Below are 16,662 nucleotides of genomic sequence, written 5' to 3'. Positions count from 1 at the left end.
CGCGCCGAGCAGCGGGCCTATATCCACCGAAGGTTCATAAGGGAGCGACAACCTCCCTCAGATACTGGCCTCATTCGAGGTCAGCGAGGACAAATGCTTCGATGTCGCGTGCGAATTGCTCGTCCTCGGCCCGCGCCTGAGCCATGAGAGCCGCCAGTTCGGCTTCGGCCACGGCACGTTCTTGCCTTGTGAAGAAGCAGCCTTGCAGCTCGGCACGCAGTTCGTTGATCTGATCGATAGTGGTCATGTTGATCGTCTCCTTTTGATGACGTCAAAGGGACCACGTGCGCGCGAAGTGCGGGTCAAGGATCGCGAAACGCGACCGGCGGTGCCGGCGATCGGGGGAGCCGATTTTTGCCCTGCGAAGTGCGACTGAGGGCGGTAAAAATTGGGGTACCGATCGTCCTTGACGCGGGCTGAGAAGCCGTAGAATGGGACGACAGAAAGAAGGGAGCCCGCAGCCCAGCCAAGGGGATGCGACCGTATTCCAGATATATCTATCCCCGGTGTGCTTGAAGCGGCGGGCTAGGATGCTGCTTCTACAAGACCCCGAAAAACGGCATTGCCGGGGTGATCCGCATCGGCAAACAGCTCCTGATGCCATTGCAGGCCAATCGCGAACGAGCTGGAGACGACTTCGACAGCCTCGACGATACCATCTTCAGCATAGGCGCTTGCAAGAACGGCTGGTGACAGATGCGCGACCGCTTCGCGATGGAAGGTGTTCACCTCGATGCGGGGTCTGCCAATGATCTGCCCCAAGCGGGATTCCGGGACAATCTCGATTGCATGGAGATGGTCTCTTTTGTCGTGTTCATTTGCGGTCGGAAAGGACGCGCGAAGATCGGGCGTGAGGCGACAACCGTTCAGGCATGCCAGCATCTGCATGCCGGCACATATGCCGAGGATGGGTTTGTCTTTCTCCAGGAAACCCTCGACGATTGCCCTTTCGACATCGAGACGTTCCGATGGCGGGGCTTTGGAGATCTCGCCGGAGATGTACCAATCATCAGGATAGGCGAACCGGCCACCAACTGAGACCAGGCCATCGAACTCGTTCACAACGATGTCCACGACCTCAGGAAGATACGGGATGCCAAAGGGAAGACCTCCCGCTTTGCTCACTCCCCGAAAATACCCCTTGGCCGCTTCATAGCGTGTTCCGCCCGTGCTTGTGTTCTCGTCGAGAATGATCGCGATGCGAGGCTGACGCATACAATCTGGCTCCCGCCTTAGTCGTTTCGACACCGTTTTTGAGCATGCTTCGGGTTAAGAGAGCATAGTTGCCGATTCATGGCGAGATTGATGAGCGATATCGACGTGGAAATTGACATTCGCCCGGTGGATCTCGAAACGCGGGCGCAATTCTCCGGCATCTTGGAAGAGGCGAGCGCGTGGCAAAAAGCGCGCGGGTCGGAGGGCTGGAATTATCCGGAATAATGTAGCAAATGCCACCAATCGGTAACGAGGCTGGCGTTGGTACCTTTGTGGCAGGAGTGACCAGGGCTGAACTGCGACCTCGTGCTTGCTGCCATCGCGAAACGACGAGAGGATTTCCCAATCAAACACCGTCCGGAGGCACAAAGAAGCAGTTAACGCGGTATTTCCCTTCCCGCCCCATCCCCACAGCTTCAGAAGGGTCATCTGTTGGCTGAAGGCAGATGTGATAGTGATAGTCGTGAGATAGCATCTCCTTTCCGTATGGGATTAACAATAACTGATTTCTGGTCACAAGATGATGGTCTGCCGGATGAAGTTGAATTGAGAATCCAAACGGCCCTTTCGTGACGTCCGAACTCGGAATCGCTTGGCAGTCGCCGTCGACATCGTTGCCATTGCAACAGGCGGGCGGGTAGGTCCAAGTGCCAGTCGCCATGTGGGCATCGCTCGGTGCGAACAGACCCATCAATAAAACCGCGAAAGGCACCATAAGTGCTGTTGCAGGTGAGGAAACCATGGACCGCCCCCAGCGTATCCCTTCGGCTCCGTGAGCCGGTTGGATTGTGCGCTCAATTCATGGAGAATGGGAAGCAATAGTTTGCATGAATGCATGTGGCTTCGTTGGGACGGGAGTCGGTGGCATTTGCTCCATAACGCCGGAATTATCCCTTCGATGACGCGTGGATGCTGCCTCGGATAGAGCGCCGGGAATTGTTCCTCGCATATATGAACAGCCAAGCCGTCGCGTTTCGAATCCTGTGGGAGGATCGTCCGTATTGGCGGATCGCCGGCGACGTGACGAAGACAGACGGCGGTGGCAGGGTCGAAGAAACAATCGGCCCACGCGCCGACATAAAGAGTGCGTGCCGTGTCGGCCAACATGACGCGGAGGCGACTGCGATCAGCGATCATGCCGGGTAGCGGCTGCAGCTCGGCTGCCGCGCCGTCGAGCGATCTGCCAATGCGGACTGCGCCAGGACCTGATAGCCCCACCCCGAATTGCCGCTCGTCGAAGAGAGAATATCGCCCTCTGCCCGAGGCGACGCTTCGCCTCGACCTCCGCACGGCAGCCAGATTTGCTTGGGCCCACATAGCCTTCGATGGCAGCGACTGTAACGTGTCATATTGAATTATTCCGGCTACCGTCCCGAACGGTCGATGGCGATGTGCCATGCGATCGTTCGACGAAATTGCCGCGTCTTCAGCAGCCAAGGACGACCATCGGGACCAGGTGAAATGATTGGCGCCTCGTCGCCCCCCGAACCGTTCATTCAGATGATCTCGAAACTGGTTCAGACGGGTCACGAAATCGGTCAATAGCGTGTGCTCGCGCGCTCTGGGCACCCGCACCATGGGTGCCCGTGTCAACGGGAGGCGCTTTCCAGGCCGGCCTCCGCCAGCTATGTGGGAGCGCTGCGGCCGGCGTGGAAAATCCCTCCCTCTGTATGTGCATCGACGTTTGCAGGAGGGTCAGAGTCGGTGCAGACTAATAAGATAAGGCACGGAGTTCCTCGATTTGCTGTTCGACGGTCATGGTCGTCGTCTCCTTGACCGATGTGAGAGACGACGGCGACACGCGGGGCGGGGAGAGGCAGGTCAAGGTCGTGGTTACGACCGGCGGAGCCGGCGCGTGGAGGAACCGATTTTGTCGAAATGCAGTGAAACGAAACGGAGAGAAAATTGGAGTGGCCGCGCGGCCTTGAACTGGCGCTTGCCGCCCGGCACGATTGGCCGATCTGAGCAGACAGGTTTTGCTCTCGTATGGCACGATTGCGCGTCCGTGCGGCTGGTACAAGGGCGACCTGACTGATGCGCGAGTTTCTCTTCGACGGCGAAACAATCTCCGACGAAGCCGAAGACTTCGGCAGCCGGCTCGCGCTCGCTTATCGCAATCGCTCACGGCCGGTATGCCTGTGCCGCAGTCCGGGCATCCCGATGTATATTGCGATGATCGGCGATCAGCCCATGATCAAAAGAATGCCACTGACGGGTGGCGCCCATCAGCAGGCTTGCCCGTCCTATGAGCCACCTTTTGAGCTGTCTGGGCTCGGTGCCCTGATGGGCCACGCGATCAAACTGGATGCTGAGGGTGCGACGGCGCTGAGACTGGATTTTTCGCTGTCAAAGAGGGGCTCTGCCACTCGTCGGTCAGGGGTGACAGAGGCCTTGGAGAGCGTCAGGAACGACAGTACAAAGCTATCGCTTCGCGGTCTCCTGCATCTTTTATGGCATGAAGGCGCACTGACCGAATGGACGGCGCGTTGGACAGGAAAGCGACATTGGTGGCAGGTTCACAGCCACCTTGTCGAGGCAGCGAGGACCATGTCGGTCAGGGGCGAGAGGCTTGCGGAACGGATCCTTGTTCCCGAGCCATTTCGCATCGAGGACAAGACAGCGATTGAGGAGCGGCGCGCCCGGGCTCTGGCGCCGCTTTTCCAGAACAAGGCCGGAGCGAAGCCGCTGATGATCCTGATCGGCGAGATCAAGGACCTTACTGCGGTGCGGATGGGACAGCGGGTCGTCATCAAGCACATGCCAGGTTTCAGTCTCTATCTGGAGGACGAGACGTGGCGGCGTCTCCAGCGTCGTTTCGGCACCGAGCTTAAGCTGTGGCAAAGCGCCGACGATCACCACCTGATGGTCATTGCAACGATCGGCCGCACTCCATCCGGTATCGTCACGGCTCACGAAATCGCCCTGATGACGGTAACCGAACAGTGGCTGCCTGTGGAAAGCGTTCATGAGACGCGATTGCTGCAGGTCCTCGCGCGCAAGCGTGAGAAGACGATCAAGGGGCTTCGTTTCGATCTGCCGCGGGCTCAGCCTTATGCGGCGGCAGTCTTGCCGGAGCGTCCTCAGCCCTTGGCGCTTTATATTGTTCCGGCAGGTGCCGATTCCCACTTTGAGGCCAGGCTCAGGGAGATGATCGAGGCAAGGCCCGATCTTGCCGCATGGATCTGGCGCGTCGACAAAGACGAGATGCCTGATATCACCGACTAGACGCATCTTTCTAGGGACGCTGGCCGATTGATCTTACGCAGCCTGAGGATGCGGTGCCGACATGAGGGGTGAAGGCGACACGTAAGGCGGGGAGGCGGAGCTGACGTCCCGGCGCGGGCAAAAAGCGTATTCGAATGCCCGCCGTCTGGAACTTGTGGAAATCCCATCCGGGCATGGGTCGCAAGGGTCTCGGGGCGATGACATGGCGCGTTTGGGATGAGAAGCATAAGGCGTAAAAAAATGGGGAACATCATGACCACGACCAATGAAATCGCAGACAAGATTGCCGCGGAATACAGCCTGACAAAAGCACAGGGCAAGGCCATTGTGGAGGCTGTGATCGCTTCGATTACAGCGGCGGCTGTTGCCGGCAACGAAACGTCTCTACCGGGCTTCGGCAAGTTCAAGGTCAAGGAGACGCCAGAGCGCGAGGCTCGCAATCCGTCGACAGGGGCTACCATCAAGGTCGCGGCGGCCAAGAAGCTGAGCTTCCAGCCGGCCAAGGCGCTGAAGGATGCGCTGAACAAATAACAAGGGAAAACCCGCCCTGCGGAGCCAGCCGCGATACCCCTTACAACGCCGGTTGTCGGGGGTATTGATTATGCCGGGATTTTATCGGAAGAGCCAAAGCGACTTCGACTTCCTCTCGAAGAAGTCCTGTATTTCGAATAATCGCCCAACCCAGAAAAATGCGGGATAGGAACTCCTTCGGCCGTGAAACGCGATGGCAACTATGCGCCAGGATCGCCCAAGTCACAGGCTAGCGGTAAAAGGTGAGGTGTATTGTGCCGCTCGGTGCCGTTTCTGCTTTGACTGTGTAGCCAGCCTCTAGGCCGCGAAGATCGTCCCACAGACGTATGCCGCGCCCGAGTGGAATCGGCGTGATGGCAATATGAAGACGATCGAAGCCCCGCTCTTAGAAAGTCGCGAGCGACCGTTGCGCCACCGTCAATCCGCACGTCTTTACCGTTTGCTGCCCTAACAGCCTTTCGGAGCGCATCACCCGGAGTGGTGTTGAGGAAATGGAAGGTGGTGCCACCAGCCATTTCTATCGAGGGTCGAGGCTTGTGCGTGAGAACGTAGACGGGAACTCGGAAGGGCCGCTCCCCACCAGCCACGCCAGTTCGGATGGTCGGGGAAGCTGTGGAGCCCGAACATGCCAGCGCCCATGCTCTCGGCACCCACATTTGCGAAATATTCCTTCGCGTAGTCATCGTCGACACCGGTGGTCCCGGCCCCGCTGGTATCCTTGAACACGCGCTCACGGACGGGTCGCGTCGCCACATAAGCGCCGACGAGACGCGCCCAGTCCTCCCCGAACGGGGCTTCGGGTGTCTGGTCCGTCGTTGTCGCGAAACCGTCTAGCGAGATCATCAGATCGACACGAACTGCCATTGGAATCTGCTTGTGAGTGATTGCACCATAGCCGCCCGGATAACCAGGGCCCAACACTAAGGTAGGTGCCTTTATATACGCCTCGACACTAAGGCAAGTACCTTTTTATTCTTGACCAATGCACTGGCTCGATTTAACAAGTCGCATGCCTTACCATTCGGCCCCCCTCGACCTCGCCTTTCACGCTCTCAGCGACCCCACCCGCCGCGCGGTGGTGTCGCGGTTGGCAGACGGCGAGGTGCCGGTCAGCGTGCTGGCCGAGCCATTCGACATGGCGCTGCCCTCCTTTGCCCAGCACCTCAAAGTGCTTGAAGATTGCGGACTGATCGCCAGCGAGAAGCGCGGGCGCAGCCGCTGGTGCAGGCTAGTACAGGCGCGCTTCGACGAGGCGGCGGACTGGATGATAGCGGAGCGAAGGCGCTGGACCGAGCGGTTGGATCGGCTGGAGGTCTACCTGGACAAAACGGGAGAGGATGACGAAGCACATGGCAAACCTGTCTGACACCTGGTCGCTTGATCGAGAAATCGTGCTGGTGAAGGTGCTGAAATATCCACGCGACAAGGTCTTTGCCGCTTGGATGGATCCCCAAGCGCTGGCCGAATGGTATGGTCCAGCCGGTCTTAGAATTGAGAGCCACGAGGCCGATATCCGCGAGGGTGGGGTCTGGCGGTTCGACATGGTGGGCGTGTTCGAGGGCAAGGAACAGCGCTTTCCGAACCTCGTGCGCTTTCTTGAGATCGCGCCGAATGAGCGGATCGTGATGGACTATGGCACGCCCGATCCCGACGACCCCGACCGTTTCCGCACCACGGTAACCTTCGATGAGCAGGCAGACGGGAAGACGGTGCTGACCATGCGCCAGCTTCACCCCAGTCCCGAGCGGCGTCGGTTCGTCATCGGCTTCGGCGCGGTCGAATACGGACTGCAGACGCTGGATGGCCTCGCAGCCTGGCTGGAGCGCTGAGCGTTTGGCCAATCAGCGTCTCGCGCGTCGTGCATTCTCCATTTATTAACGGTGCTATGGGCGCTGCATCCACCGCAAAGCCCTGATCGCGGCCAAATCCGAGTGAACGCCAGGGCCGGTTTGCGCCCCAAGAGCCGACATTGGCAGCCACCATCGCCGTGGTCGCCAGGATCGAGGAAGCGTTTTCTCAACAACGTCCCTCTCGGGCGTCAGGCGGCAGGGCGAATATTGTGGTTCATCCGGAACAGGTTGCTCGCGTCGTATTTCTTTTTCAAGTGGACGAGACGCTCGTAGTTATTGCCGTACGTGGCCTTAAGGCGCACATCGCCTTCGTCGTCCATCATGAAGTTCGGGTAAGCGCCGCTAAGATCAAACGGGTGGACCGCCTGCCAATAGTCGGTCGCCCATTTCTTCAGCGTCGCCGCCTGCCGCGGATCGGCGTCAACGCCGGCGATAACCATCGACCAGGTAGCATCCCGGCAACTCCATGCCGTTTCATCTCTTGCCTTGCGATGGACAGCAGCATCGATCGGATAAAGGTGCATGCACGAAGGCTCGCTGGGTGCCTTGGCCGCCTGCTCGATGTGCGCTTCGATCGCGGCGTCCGGAAGCGTCTTCACGAAATCGCCCTTCCAGTACCATTGAAGGCCTTTCGGATAAAGTCCGTCGAACATGCCTTGAAGCGCCGGGTAGGGTATCGGACCGGCAAAATCGACAATCGGATCCGGAAGCGCCCTGCGAACAGCATCGACTGCCTTCTCCCCGTCGGCGAGCGCTCCATTGTAGGAAACGAGAAGCACGCAGATCTTCTTGCCACGATGCTCCACCGGGAACGGATCGGCGGAGGGAACCGTCTGCAGCCCAAGGAAGATGTAGAACTTGTCCGGCGCGGTCGCCAAAAACTCGCGGTACCAACCCATCACCGTCTGAGCATCCTTCAACTCCCAGAAGATCGGACCGGCGTAGACGGTGTCGGCAGGGTGCGCCTCGAACAGAAAACTGGTGACCACGCCAAAATTGCCGCCGCCGCCGCGCAGCCCCCAGAACAGATCCGGGTGCTCGGCCTTGCTGGCGGTGACGAAGGTGCCGTCCGCAAGCACGACGTCGGCCTCGATCAGATTGTCGATGGCAAGCCCATATTGGCGGGTGAGGTATCCGTGGCCGCCGTTCAGCGTCAGGCCCGCCACGCCTGTGGTCGAGACGACACCGAAGGGGATTGCAAGCCCAAAGGCGTGGGTGGCATGGTCGACCTCGCCAGTCGTACACCCGGCAGCCACACGAACTGTCCGCTTTACCGGGTCGACGCGCACACCCCGCAGCAGCGACAGATCGATGACGATGCCGTCGTCGACGCTGGCAAACCCGGCTCCGCTGTGGCCACCCCCGCGCACAGCGATCGGAAGCTCGTTGTCGCGTCCGAAGTTCACCGCGGCAATCACGTCGGCAGCATCCGTACACTTTGCGATCAAAAGCGGCCGCTTGTCGATCATGGCGTTGTAAAGCCTGCGGGCGTCCTCGTAGTCGGCATGGTCGCGTCCGATAAGAGTGCCGCGAAGAACCTGTGTGAGCTTCCCGATGTTTTCGCTGTTCATTACACCCTCCTGAAGCCGAGCCTGAAGCTTCTGACGTCGAATCGAACGCTGACTAGAGGCGTTCATGGAACGATGCACTGACGACTTAATTCGCTGCCCACAGCGGTCGATTGCGATTTCTGAGAATGCGCTGAAAGGCGCAAATAGTCCATAATTCTCCCAGGCTGGGACCGAAGGCCGTCGCCTGATCAGCAATGGAAATGAGTTTCGCAAATCCGCTGGTCAGCAACCTGACGATCAGCGGTGACCCACCTGAACCCCCGGTCTCCCAACGCGAGCGGCCCCGCGCCACAGCGTGCACAAGGCCGTCGTTCGTGGTATTTTTTGAGGAACGGTTGAGCGGATTGAAAGTCGATGCAGACGATTGAGGATTGGCTGGCCCAACTCGGTCTCGGCAAGTACGCCGCGGCCTTCATCGAGAATGACGTTGATCTGCGAGCGCTCCCTCATGTCGCGGAATCCGACCTGCGTGAACTCGGCGTCTCGCTTGGTCACCGCAAAATTATTTTAGCCGCCATAAACGGACTTGCGCAGCAACCTCCGGACGAACAGCAATCCTCTGCCGTCGCGACGGACGCTGCGGCTGACAGACGGCTGCTCAGCGTGCTCTTCTGCGACCTCGTCGGGTCGACTGCATTGTCGGAGGAGCTCGACCCGGAAGACATGCACGAGCTGATCCGCCGTTATCAGGATAGCGTCGCGGGCGCAGTCACGCGGTTCGGAGGCTATGTCGCCAAGTATCTCGGAGACGGCGTGCTTGCCTATTTTGGGTGGCCCATGGCCTACGAGGACCACGCAGAGCGCGCAATCCGGGCCGGTCTCGAGGCGATGACCGCCGTCGATGCGCTGCAGTCGCCCAACCAGCGGGGACTGAAGGCTCGGATCGGCATCGCATCCGGGCACGTGGTCGTTGGCGACACCGACGGCAGCGCCAAGGAGCGTGGATCGATCGCGGGAGACACGCCAAATCTCGCAGCACGCCTGCAGGCGGCGGCCGCCGCAGGCCAGATCGTGGTCTCGAACAGCACCCGTCGCCTTGCCGGGCGGTCGTTCGAAATCGCCAGCCTCGGCGAGCGAGCGCTCAGAGGCTTCACCTCGCCCATTGCGCTCTTCGAAGTCCGCGGCGAGCGAGAGGTCGATAGCCGTTTCGAAGCCGCGCATTCCAGAAAGCTTTCGAAATTTGTCGGACGTGCCAGCGAGATCGGCCTGCTGCTCGAACGGTGGGATCTGGCGAAGGCCGGCCAGGGACAGATGGTCTTTTTGTCGGGGGAGGCGGGCATCGGAAAATCCCGTCTTGTCGAAGCCTTCGAAGAACATCTGCGCGAGACAGAGCATGAACTCATCCGATTGCAGTGCTCACCCTATCACGCCACATCGGCCTTTTACCCGATCGTCGAGCGACTGAGCCGGGTCGCGATGTTTACCCCGACAGACGACCGAAAAACGCGGGTCGAAAAGTTTCGCACCCTTGTCAGCCGCTACGGCGAAAGGCCCACGGACGTTGGCGCAATCTATGCGGAGCTACTTTCGCTCGATGTCGGTCACGAGTTCAAACCGCTCAATCTCTCCGCCCACCAGCGTAAGGACCTTCTCGTCCGCACCCTCGCGAACCGATTGTTGCTTGCGACCAGGATCGCTCCGGTGCTGATGGTCGTAGAAGACGCGCACTGGATGGATCCGTCCACCATCGAAGTGCTACAAGAACTCATCGGCCGGCTTCACGGCACGGCAGCCCTTGTCGTCGTGACCCATAGACCGGAATGGAGCGCGGACTGGGCCAGCGGATTGGCGCAGTCGACAACACTCTCCATTGGACGTCTGACCAGGCAACAGATGCACGAACTCATCGGATCGATGGACCGCGACATTCCCGACCAGCTTGCCGAAAGGATCGCAGAGCGAGCGGACGGCGTGCCGCTGTTCATCGAGGAGTTGACCCGCTCGATCATCGAGAGCGGAACGTCAACATCGCTCAACGTAGAGGTCCCGGACAGCCTGCAGGGTTCTTTGATGGCTCGTCTCGATCGTCTGGCGGCAATAGAAAAGGAGGTCGCCCAGATTGCTGCCGTAATTGGCAGGGAGTTCGATCGTGGCCTTCTGTCGAAGATTGCAGGTCTCGATGATCGGATACTCGAAAAAGCACTGCACCAGCTTGTTTCCAGCCAGATCGTCGTCGCAGGCGGTGTCTTGAATGATACTCTCGTTTTCCGTCATGCGCTCATTCAGGATGCCGCCTACCAATCCCTCCTCAACCGGCGGCGACGACATTTCCACGAGGAGATCGCCAAGGTTCTCGTCGACCAGTATGCCGATGTCGCTGCCACGCAGCCCGAACTCATCGCCCAACATTACGAGAAAGCGCAACGGGCAGAACTCGCGCTTCCATACTGGATGAAGGCTGGAGAACGAGCCCTCGCACGATCCGCCAATTTCGAGGCGGTCGACCATTTCCAGAACGCACTGTCGATGGCACAACAGTTGCCCAAGGAGCCCGGCCAGCAAACGCATCTTCTCGCAGCAGTCCTGAAACTAGGCGACGCCCTGTACGCTGCGGGCCGCATGACGGATTCGCTGGCGAAATACCGGCTGGCCGCCCCATTGGCACGCAAAGCGGCAGACACGCTGGGCTTCGTTCGCGCAGTGATCGGCCTTGACGGCTCGCAATTTCTCTCCTCGAACTCGCTTGCCGAAACCTTGCCGCTTCTCGAGGAGGCCCTGGCGATGGTCGAACCAGCCGACAAGAGATCGCGGTGCCAGCTTTTCAGCCATCTTGCGCGGGCATACGCCTACCTCAGTGACAGCGAGAAGGCCACAAAATGCCATAGCGTTGGAATAGAGCTCGCCCGGCAGGTCGGCGATAAGACCTCCCTTGTGGAGCTCTCCGTTCTCCCACTCCTGACAGCCTCGCCGGTCAAATCCGCCACGGAAAAAAACGACCGGATCGCCCGCGTGGATGAAATACGACGGCTCGCGGGCGAGATCGACGATGACGATGTGCTGACCAGGGCGCTTTCCATTGACACCTACGTCTCAACTGAACTGGGCGATCGTGCACGGGCCGATCGGGCGGTCGACGCCTTGGAGGAACTCGGCACCAAGCGGCAGCATCTCAACGTCCAGTTTTACGCTCGGATCGCAAGAGCGATGATGGCCATCCTCGATGGAAGGTTCACCGCGGCCGAGGAGCTTGCCGAGGAAGCGCTGAAGCTCGGCAAGCACACCCTTGGCGTGGCACCCGAAGGTGTCTACGGCATGCAAATGTTTACGATCCGCAGGGAGCAGAGCCGTCTCTCGGAGGTCGCGCCTATCATTAAGTTGCTGATCGAGGAAAACCCGGAAGAAACCACCTGGCTACCGGGTTTCGCGTTGGTCGCCTTTGACCTGGGCTATCGGGAAGCGGCCCAGCGGAGATTAAGCGAGCTTGCCCGCACTCGCTTCATCGTTCCGCTTGACGGAAAGCGAAGCGCTTCCCTCTCGTTCCTGACGGAGGTCGCCGCCGGTCTCCGCGACACGAAAGCTGCCCAGGCTCTCTATAATCTGATGCTCGACTACAAGGAGATGACCGTCACGATAGGCATGGCAACTGTCTGCTTCGGTGCCGCAAGCCGCTATCTGGGCATGTTGTCCGCAGCGCTGGGTGAATTCGACCGGGCATCCAGGCACTATGAGCATGCACTCGAGATGAATTCGGCGATCGGCTCGCGACCGTGGCTCGCGCACACGCAGGCTGAATATTCCGAGTTGCTAATGAAAATAGGTAGCCGAGCCGCGATAAAGAGAGCAATGTCGCTATCCGAGCATGCCCGGTCAACAGCGGACGAACTGGGAATGGTCAGGCTGCAACAACGACTGAAGCAGACCATTCACTAGGACCAACAGTTCGCTGCCTAGGTGGGAAGAGGGTTTCGTCATGCCGCGCTATATCATCGAGAGAAACTTTGCCGAACAACTCGAATTGTCGAAGGAGGGTGTCGAGGAAATCAATCTGATCAACGACGAGGAGGGAGTAAAGTGGATCTTTTCCTTCCTCAGCGCGGACAGGAAAAAGACGTACTGCCTTTACGAAGCGCCAAATCCTGAAGCCATTCGCGCCGCGGCAAGGAGGAACAATGTCCCCGCGGATGTCATCATTGAAGTTGGCGGGGAGATCGGCCCCAATATGTTTGCGTAGCCCTGGTCATCTCGCAGGATGACCGACGGGATCGTTCCAAACGAACCCGACCTGAGGGCAAGACAAGATACCGAGTTGAATGTCTGGTGCGTTCACTTCACGGCCGCCCATCGAACGATAAAATCGGCGGTTCGGATTTGCAGAGAGCGCAGTGAGGTAGAGGCCCCAGGGGTTTGCCTCGATCAGCTCCGTGACGACTGCCCTAAACAGGGCGCGACCGATGCCCTGCCGTTCGAACTCGGGTCGAAGGTAGATGGCATAGAGTTCTGCTCCTTCGAAGAATTCTGTTTGACGACCTGGACCTGCGGACGCGAAACCAGCAATACCGAGGCCTTCTATGTCGCAACGCGATAGACGACGCCGGGCTTGGAAAAGATCCGGCTGTGGCGGGAAGCTTGGTGTTCGGCTGAAAGCGAGGCAAGGAAGTCAGAGGATACAAGCCCGGTAAGTCTGTGATGCCAAGAGGTTGCTGCGATCTCCCCGATAGCTACCATGTCGCTACGAAGCGCCGCTCGTATATTTAAGCCTTCTTGTGCCATGATCTAGTTTGTCGCACAAAACGCCCCGTCCAGTTTGAGGTGACTGAGCAGACGAAATTGGCTGGCTTCCCACGATCAAAAGGACCGGTGGTAGCTATCTGTTTAGAGGCAGACGTCGGCATCAACTCATCGACACGACAGTACGCGCGGATCGCCCAACGATCGCTGCGCGCACCGGCCCTGCCATGGTTCGCGAGCGACCCAAGGCGATGGCGCTCCATAAGCAGGCTTGGATGGTTACCCGGCCAGTCTCTCTAGTTCATGCACATGCTCGAGGAGCAGCGTCGGCTTCAGCCGCCGAAGCGATTCCGGTGCGGCATATCCCCAGGTGACTGCCGCGGACGACGCACCGACTGCATTGGCTGCCTCAATGTCGCGCGTCTCGTCGCCGACGCAGACAGTGCGCTCGGGCGCGGTCCCGAGCTGCTTCATCGCGCGTCTAAACTTGACGGCCTTGCCGAACATTGAAGACCCGCATCCAAAAAAATTGATCTGTTCGGCAAGCTCCGGGCCCAGAACCGTTCGTACGTTCTGCTCGGCATTGGAACTGACGATCGCGAGCTTGATGCCGCGCTGGCGCAACATCGTCAATGCCGGTATGACCCCTTCGAACAGCTGTATCGACTCGATGTCCTCTGTCGCCCTTCGCCGCATATATGCGGCGATAGCCGGCATCTTCCACATCGGCACTCGTAGCTTCCGAATTATCTCACGGCTCCCCAAATGCCGGAGCGCCTCCCTTTCTTCGACGGTTGTCCGGCGGAAACCGAAACGATCAGCCACGTCGTCGAGCGAGCCGAAGAACCACTCTCGACTATCTGCAAGCGTTCCGTCGAAGTCGAAAATGGCTAGATCATGTCTCATCGCTAGGACTTTGCCTTACAGCAGCTAGCCAAGCAACACGACGAGCCCGCAAATGCATTTGATCATCAACTGCTGTTTCGAACGGGCCATTCACATTGGGGGCAAGCTCAAGCGGAGCGAAGAACATCACATGGCCGACCTAGAGGCCATGCGTGCCGTCGTAGCCGTTGACCTTGGGCGCGCTCCAGCCTTCCGGGGGATGAGTCGGCTTGTAGATTTCGACCGCCAGCGGATAGCAGGCCACGGCATCCGAGGAATGCTCGGAAGAGCAATCGCCGCCGGAACAGGCCGACATGCAGCCGAGGAGGTCGATCTCGGCGAAGAACTCGAGGTAGTCGCCGGGGCGAACCGGGCTTGCCTTCATGAAATACTGGCCGGTGTCGCGCGTGAAGCCGGTGCACATGAAGACGTTGAGCACGTCGTGAATGTAGGTGCTTGCCTCCTGCAGCGACTTGCCGGTCTGCGCCGCGAAGACGCGGGTCAGATTGGAGTGGCAGCAGTGATGATACTGGCCGCCATTGCTGAGGAGATTGTGCGTATAGGGGTCGCAGCGCGTGCCGATCACGTCGTGGACCGAACCGCCGAATTCGTCGAAGCCGTACCAGTCGAGCGTGTCGTGGGTGATCGTCGCGATCGGGCGCAGATAGGGCATGTTGGAGAAAAGCTGGTCGCCGAGGCCGACATGCGTGCCATTGAGCGCCCGGGTCTTGCCGGTGAAGAGGCGCTCCTCCAGATTGTTGGCATTGAAGAGGTTGAGATCGCCCACCTGCGAGCCCTCGCTGGAGAGGATGCGGCAGAAATGGCCTGCCGGCACGTTCCAACAGGCCGCGTCGCGTGGCGGCACGATCAAGCGCTCAACGAACACCAGATCGTGGCGCAATGCGCGGTACGCCTGGAGGTCCGGGCGGGGCAGCGTGTCTACGGGATAGCAGATCACCGGCTTGATCGCCTTGCGGCTCGATGCGTCTTCCGGTGCACTGGTAATCGGCTGGGGCTTCATCCCTGTCTTTCTCCTAATATGCTTTGCGGATGGCCGCGTTAATCGGCGGATGCCGCCAATGTCTTGCTGGGGCGGGGCAGGGTCTGCGCGCGGGCGGCTTCCAGCACCACGCGTTCGGATTCCTGAAGATAGAGTTCGAGGGCCCGGCTGGCCGCTGTGCGATCGCCGTCGCAGAGCAGCCCGCAGATCTCGACATCGCGCGCCACCCACGGCTCCTGGAAGCGCCGGGCGTCGGGCGCCATCGAGAAGGCGAGGCGAGCCTGCGCGGCGACGGTCGCGAAAACATCATTCAGACGCGGACTGCCGATGAAATTGACGATCTGCTGATGGAACTCCAGCGACGCGGTGGCGCACTGCCGCCAATCCTTGGCGAGTGCTGCCCGCTGCACGGCTTCCACACGCGCCACCAGCTCGGACATCGCTTCCTGGGAGGCGTAGGCGCTGCAGGTGATGCCGCGCAATTCGAGCGTCATGCGGATTGCGTAGATTTCGCTGATCTCCGTGGCATTAAGCGCCCGCACGGTGGCGCCGTAATGGGCGCGGTGCTCGATCAGCCCTTCCGCAACCAGATCGCGCAACGCTTCGCGCAGGGTGTTGCGAGATACGTTCGCCGCTTCCGCCCACACGACCTCGCGCAGCGGTGTGCCTGGCGCGAGTTCGCCACGCAGGATCTTGTCGCGCAGCAAGCCGGCGGCGGTCTGCGTCAGGACAAGGGGTCGGTCGGGGGGACTCCTGTTGGTCAATGCAGTCTCCGTCATGGTTGATTTTTGTTGAACAATGTACTGATGTCAAGAGAGATGCTGTAACCTATGTGTTGATCTTGGCGCTGCTGCCAAACGGGCTAAGGTATCGGGCGAAGAGCATCGACTACCGATGGTTCGGGCGCATCTCCTCTTCGTGTGGGATTCAGATCGGCTGAGTGAGCCTGTTAAAACCCATTTTAAGGGATTTGCGCGCAGGCGTTCAGTCATCTTGTTTTGTTTCGGGATTTCAGGCGTTTGGCGTCATTATTCAAGAGTCTTCGCCGGGATGCAGGCAGTCGATCTGCTCGAAATAAGCCCGTTGATGAAGCTTTACGCATCGGAGGGACTGCAATCTCATAATTGTTCAACAAATATGGTTATCAATTGAGAGGAACGGTCCATGTAAAAACTCCTTGCCGGTATCATCTTGTTGGCGGCGCTACCGACTGCTGCCCATGCGGAGACGCTGAATGACGGTGTCGATCTCACCTACCCGCCCTACAACTACTTCGTCGACGCCAACCAGCCCGCCGGTTCGACGTCGAGCTGGTCAAGCTGATCGGCAAGATGACCGGCAACGAGGTTTCGTTTCGTGACACCCGTTTCGAGAACTTGATCCTTGGCGTCTCCAGCGATCGGTTCAACGTCATCGCTTCCACGCTTACGTGACTGCCCCACGCGCCAAGCAGATCGACTACATCCCTACATGAAGACGGGCGTCTCGATCGCGGTCTCAGCCAAGACCTGCGAGACCTTCACCAGGCCGGAAGAGCTTTGCGGCAAGCGCGTCGGCTCGATCAAGGGCGCGGCCTGGATCCCCGAACTCGAGAAGCTGAACAAGTCGGTATCCGGCTAATCCGATCGATACCCGCGAGTTCCCGACCTCGCCCGAAGCGAAGCAGGCGGTCATGTCGCTGGCCTATGTCATCGAATGATGGCGCTCCGCTCTCAAC

The 16,662-nt window shown here is 59.5% G+C and carries 17 protein-coding genes and 2 pseudogenes; 10 read left to right on the top strand and 9 right to left on the bottom strand.

All coding sequences use genetic code 11. The features are described from left to right. Positions 1 to 70: 70 nt before the first annotated feature. Together NBG89_RS27515 and NBG89_RS27510 are read right to left on the bottom strand one after the other, a co-directional pair. A complete protein-coding gene (locus tag NBG89_RS27515) occupies positions 71 to 247 on the bottom strand; it encodes a hypothetical protein (protein WP_431323442.1) in 177 nt (58 codons plus the stop codon). A 278-nt stretch (positions 248 to 525) separates the two neighbouring features. Next, a complete protein-coding gene (locus NBG89_RS27510; RefSeq protein WP_431323441.1) occupies positions 526 to 1,215 on the bottom strand; it encodes a gamma-glutamyl-gamma-aminobutyrate hydrolase family protein in 690 nt (229 codons plus the stop codon). A 90-nt stretch (positions 1,216 to 1,305) separates the two neighbouring features. On the opposite strand from NBG89_RS27510, the gene NBG89_RS27505 reads away from it, so the two are divergent. Further along, a complete protein-coding gene (locus NBG89_RS27505) occupies positions 1,306 to 1,440 on the top strand; it encodes a hypothetical protein (RefSeq protein ID WP_431323440.1) in 135 nt (44 codons plus the stop codon). Between the two features lie 783 nt (positions 1,441 to 2,223). On the opposite strand, the pseudogene NBG89_RS27500 reads toward NBG89_RS27505, so the two are convergent. Further along, positions 2,224 to 2,796: pseudogene (locus NBG89_RS27500) on the bottom strand (integrase); the annotation flags it as partial. Positions 2,797 to 3,249: 453 nt separating this feature from the next. On the opposite strand from NBG89_RS27500, the gene NBG89_RS27495 reads away from it, so the two are divergent. Together NBG89_RS27495 and NBG89_RS27490 are read left to right on the top strand one after the other, a co-directional pair. Further along, entirely contained in the window at positions 3,250 to 4,440 is a 1,191-nt protein-coding gene (locus NBG89_RS27495; protein ID WP_431323439.1) for a DUF1173 domain-containing protein, read from the top strand. Between the two features lie 252 nt (positions 4,441 to 4,692). Beyond that, the gene (locus NBG89_RS27490; protein WP_431323438.1) at positions 4,693 to 4,971 is read left to right on the top strand and encodes an HU family DNA-binding protein; all 279 of its coding nucleotides are present in this window, start codon (positions 4,693 to 4,695) and stop codon (positions 4,969 to 4,971) included. Between the two features lie 229 nt (positions 4,972 to 5,200). Here NBG89_RS27490 and NBG89_RS27485 read toward each other — a convergent pair. Further along, positions 5,201 to 5,835 (bottom strand): annotated as a pseudogene (locus NBG89_RS27485) (dihydrofolate reductase family protein). Positions 5,836 to 5,980: 145 nt separating this feature from the next. Between NBG89_RS27485 and NBG89_RS27480 the strand changes: the two are divergent. Beyond that, a complete protein-coding gene (locus NBG89_RS27480) occupies positions 5,981 to 6,337 on the top strand; it encodes an ArsR/SmtB family transcription factor (protein ID WP_431323437.1) in 357 nt (118 codons plus the stop codon). After that, positions 6,321 to 6,800: an SRPBCC family protein gene (locus NBG89_RS27475; RefSeq protein ID WP_431323436.1), complete on the top strand. Its 480-nt coding sequence runs from the start codon at positions 6,321 to 6,323 to the stop codon at positions 6,798 to 6,800. The genes NBG89_RS27480 and NBG89_RS27475 overlap by 17 nt, the downstream gene beginning before the upstream one ends. Positions 6,801 to 7,009: 209 nt before the next feature. On the opposite strand, the gene NBG89_RS27470 is transcribed toward NBG89_RS27475, so the two are convergent. Further along, a complete protein-coding gene (locus NBG89_RS27470) occupies positions 7,010 to 8,392 on the bottom strand; it encodes an FAD-binding oxidoreductase (RefSeq protein ID WP_431323435.1) in 1,383 nt (460 codons plus the stop codon). 354 nt (positions 8,393 to 8,746) lie between these two features. On the opposite strand from NBG89_RS27470, the gene NBG89_RS27465 reads away from it, so the two are divergent. Further along, positions 8,747 to 12,262, top strand: coding sequence for an adenylate/guanylate cyclase domain-containing protein (locus NBG89_RS27465; protein ID WP_431323434.1), 3,516 nt, complete (start codon positions 8,747 to 8,749; stop codon positions 12,260 to 12,262). A gap of 40 nt (positions 12,263 to 12,302) precedes the next feature. Next, positions 12,303 to 12,563 carry a DUF4242 domain-containing protein gene (locus NBG89_RS27460; protein ID WP_431323433.1) on the top strand — a complete coding sequence of 87 codons (261 nt, stop codon included), beginning with the start codon at positions 12,303 to 12,305 and terminating at the stop codon, positions 12,561 to 12,563. 6 nt (positions 12,564 to 12,569) lie between these two features. Here NBG89_RS27460 and NBG89_RS27455 read toward each other — a convergent pair whose 3' ends face one another. From NBG89_RS27455 to NBG89_RS27440, 4 genes are all read right to left on the bottom strand, one after another. Continuing rightward, complete coding sequence (locus tag NBG89_RS27455; protein WP_431324568.1) at positions 12,570 to 12,887, bottom strand: N-acetyltransferase family protein; 318 nt, start codon at positions 12,885 to 12,887, stop codon at positions 12,570 to 12,572. A gap of 452 nt (positions 12,888 to 13,339) precedes the next feature. Continuing rightward, a complete protein-coding gene (locus NBG89_RS27450) occupies positions 13,340 to 13,966 on the bottom strand; it encodes an HAD hydrolase-like protein (RefSeq protein WP_431323432.1) in 627 nt (208 codons plus the stop codon). A 139-nt stretch (positions 13,967 to 14,105) separates the two neighbouring features. Then, the gene (locus NBG89_RS27445) at positions 14,106 to 14,966 is read right to left on the bottom strand and encodes an urea carboxylase-associated family protein (protein WP_431323431.1); all 861 of its coding nucleotides are present in this window, start codon (positions 14,964 to 14,966) and stop codon (positions 14,106 to 14,108) included. A gap of 38 nt (positions 14,967 to 15,004) precedes the next feature. After that, positions 15,005 to 15,724: a GntR family transcriptional regulator gene (locus NBG89_RS27440; RefSeq protein ID WP_431323430.1), complete on the bottom strand. Its 720-nt coding sequence runs from the start codon at positions 15,722 to 15,724 to the stop codon at positions 15,005 to 15,007. A 415-nt stretch (positions 15,725 to 16,139) separates the two neighbouring features. Here NBG89_RS27440 and NBG89_RS27435 point away from each other — a divergent pair, with 415 nt between their 5' ends. From NBG89_RS27435 to NBG89_RS27425, 3 genes are read left to right on the top strand one after another with little or no spacing between them, the layout of a single operon-like run. Then, complete coding sequence (locus tag NBG89_RS27435; RefSeq protein WP_431323429.1) at positions 16,140 to 16,268, top strand: hypothetical protein; 129 nt, start codon at positions 16,140 to 16,142, stop codon at positions 16,266 to 16,268. Between the two features lie 8 nt (positions 16,269 to 16,276). Next, positions 16,277 to 16,378: a hypothetical protein gene (locus tag NBG89_RS27430; RefSeq protein WP_431323428.1), complete on the top strand. Its 102-nt coding sequence runs from the start codon at positions 16,277 to 16,279 to the stop codon at positions 16,376 to 16,378. Positions 16,379 to 16,415: 37 nt separating this feature from the next. Further along, positions 16,416 to 16,565: a hypothetical protein gene (locus NBG89_RS27425; RefSeq protein ID WP_431323427.1), complete on the top strand. Its 150-nt coding sequence runs from the start codon at positions 16,416 to 16,418 to the stop codon at positions 16,563 to 16,565. The last annotated feature ends 97 nt before the right edge of the window (positions 16,566 to 16,662 follow it).

The sequence above is a fragment of the Rhizobium sp. YTU87027 genome (genome assembly GCF_050644135.1).
In the GTDB taxonomy this organism is placed as follows: Bacteria; Pseudomonadota; Alphaproteobacteria; order Rhizobiales; family Rhizobiaceae; genus Rhizobium.
Note: the sequence above shows the minus strand (reverse complement) of the source record. Positions and strands in the feature narration are given on the sequence as shown.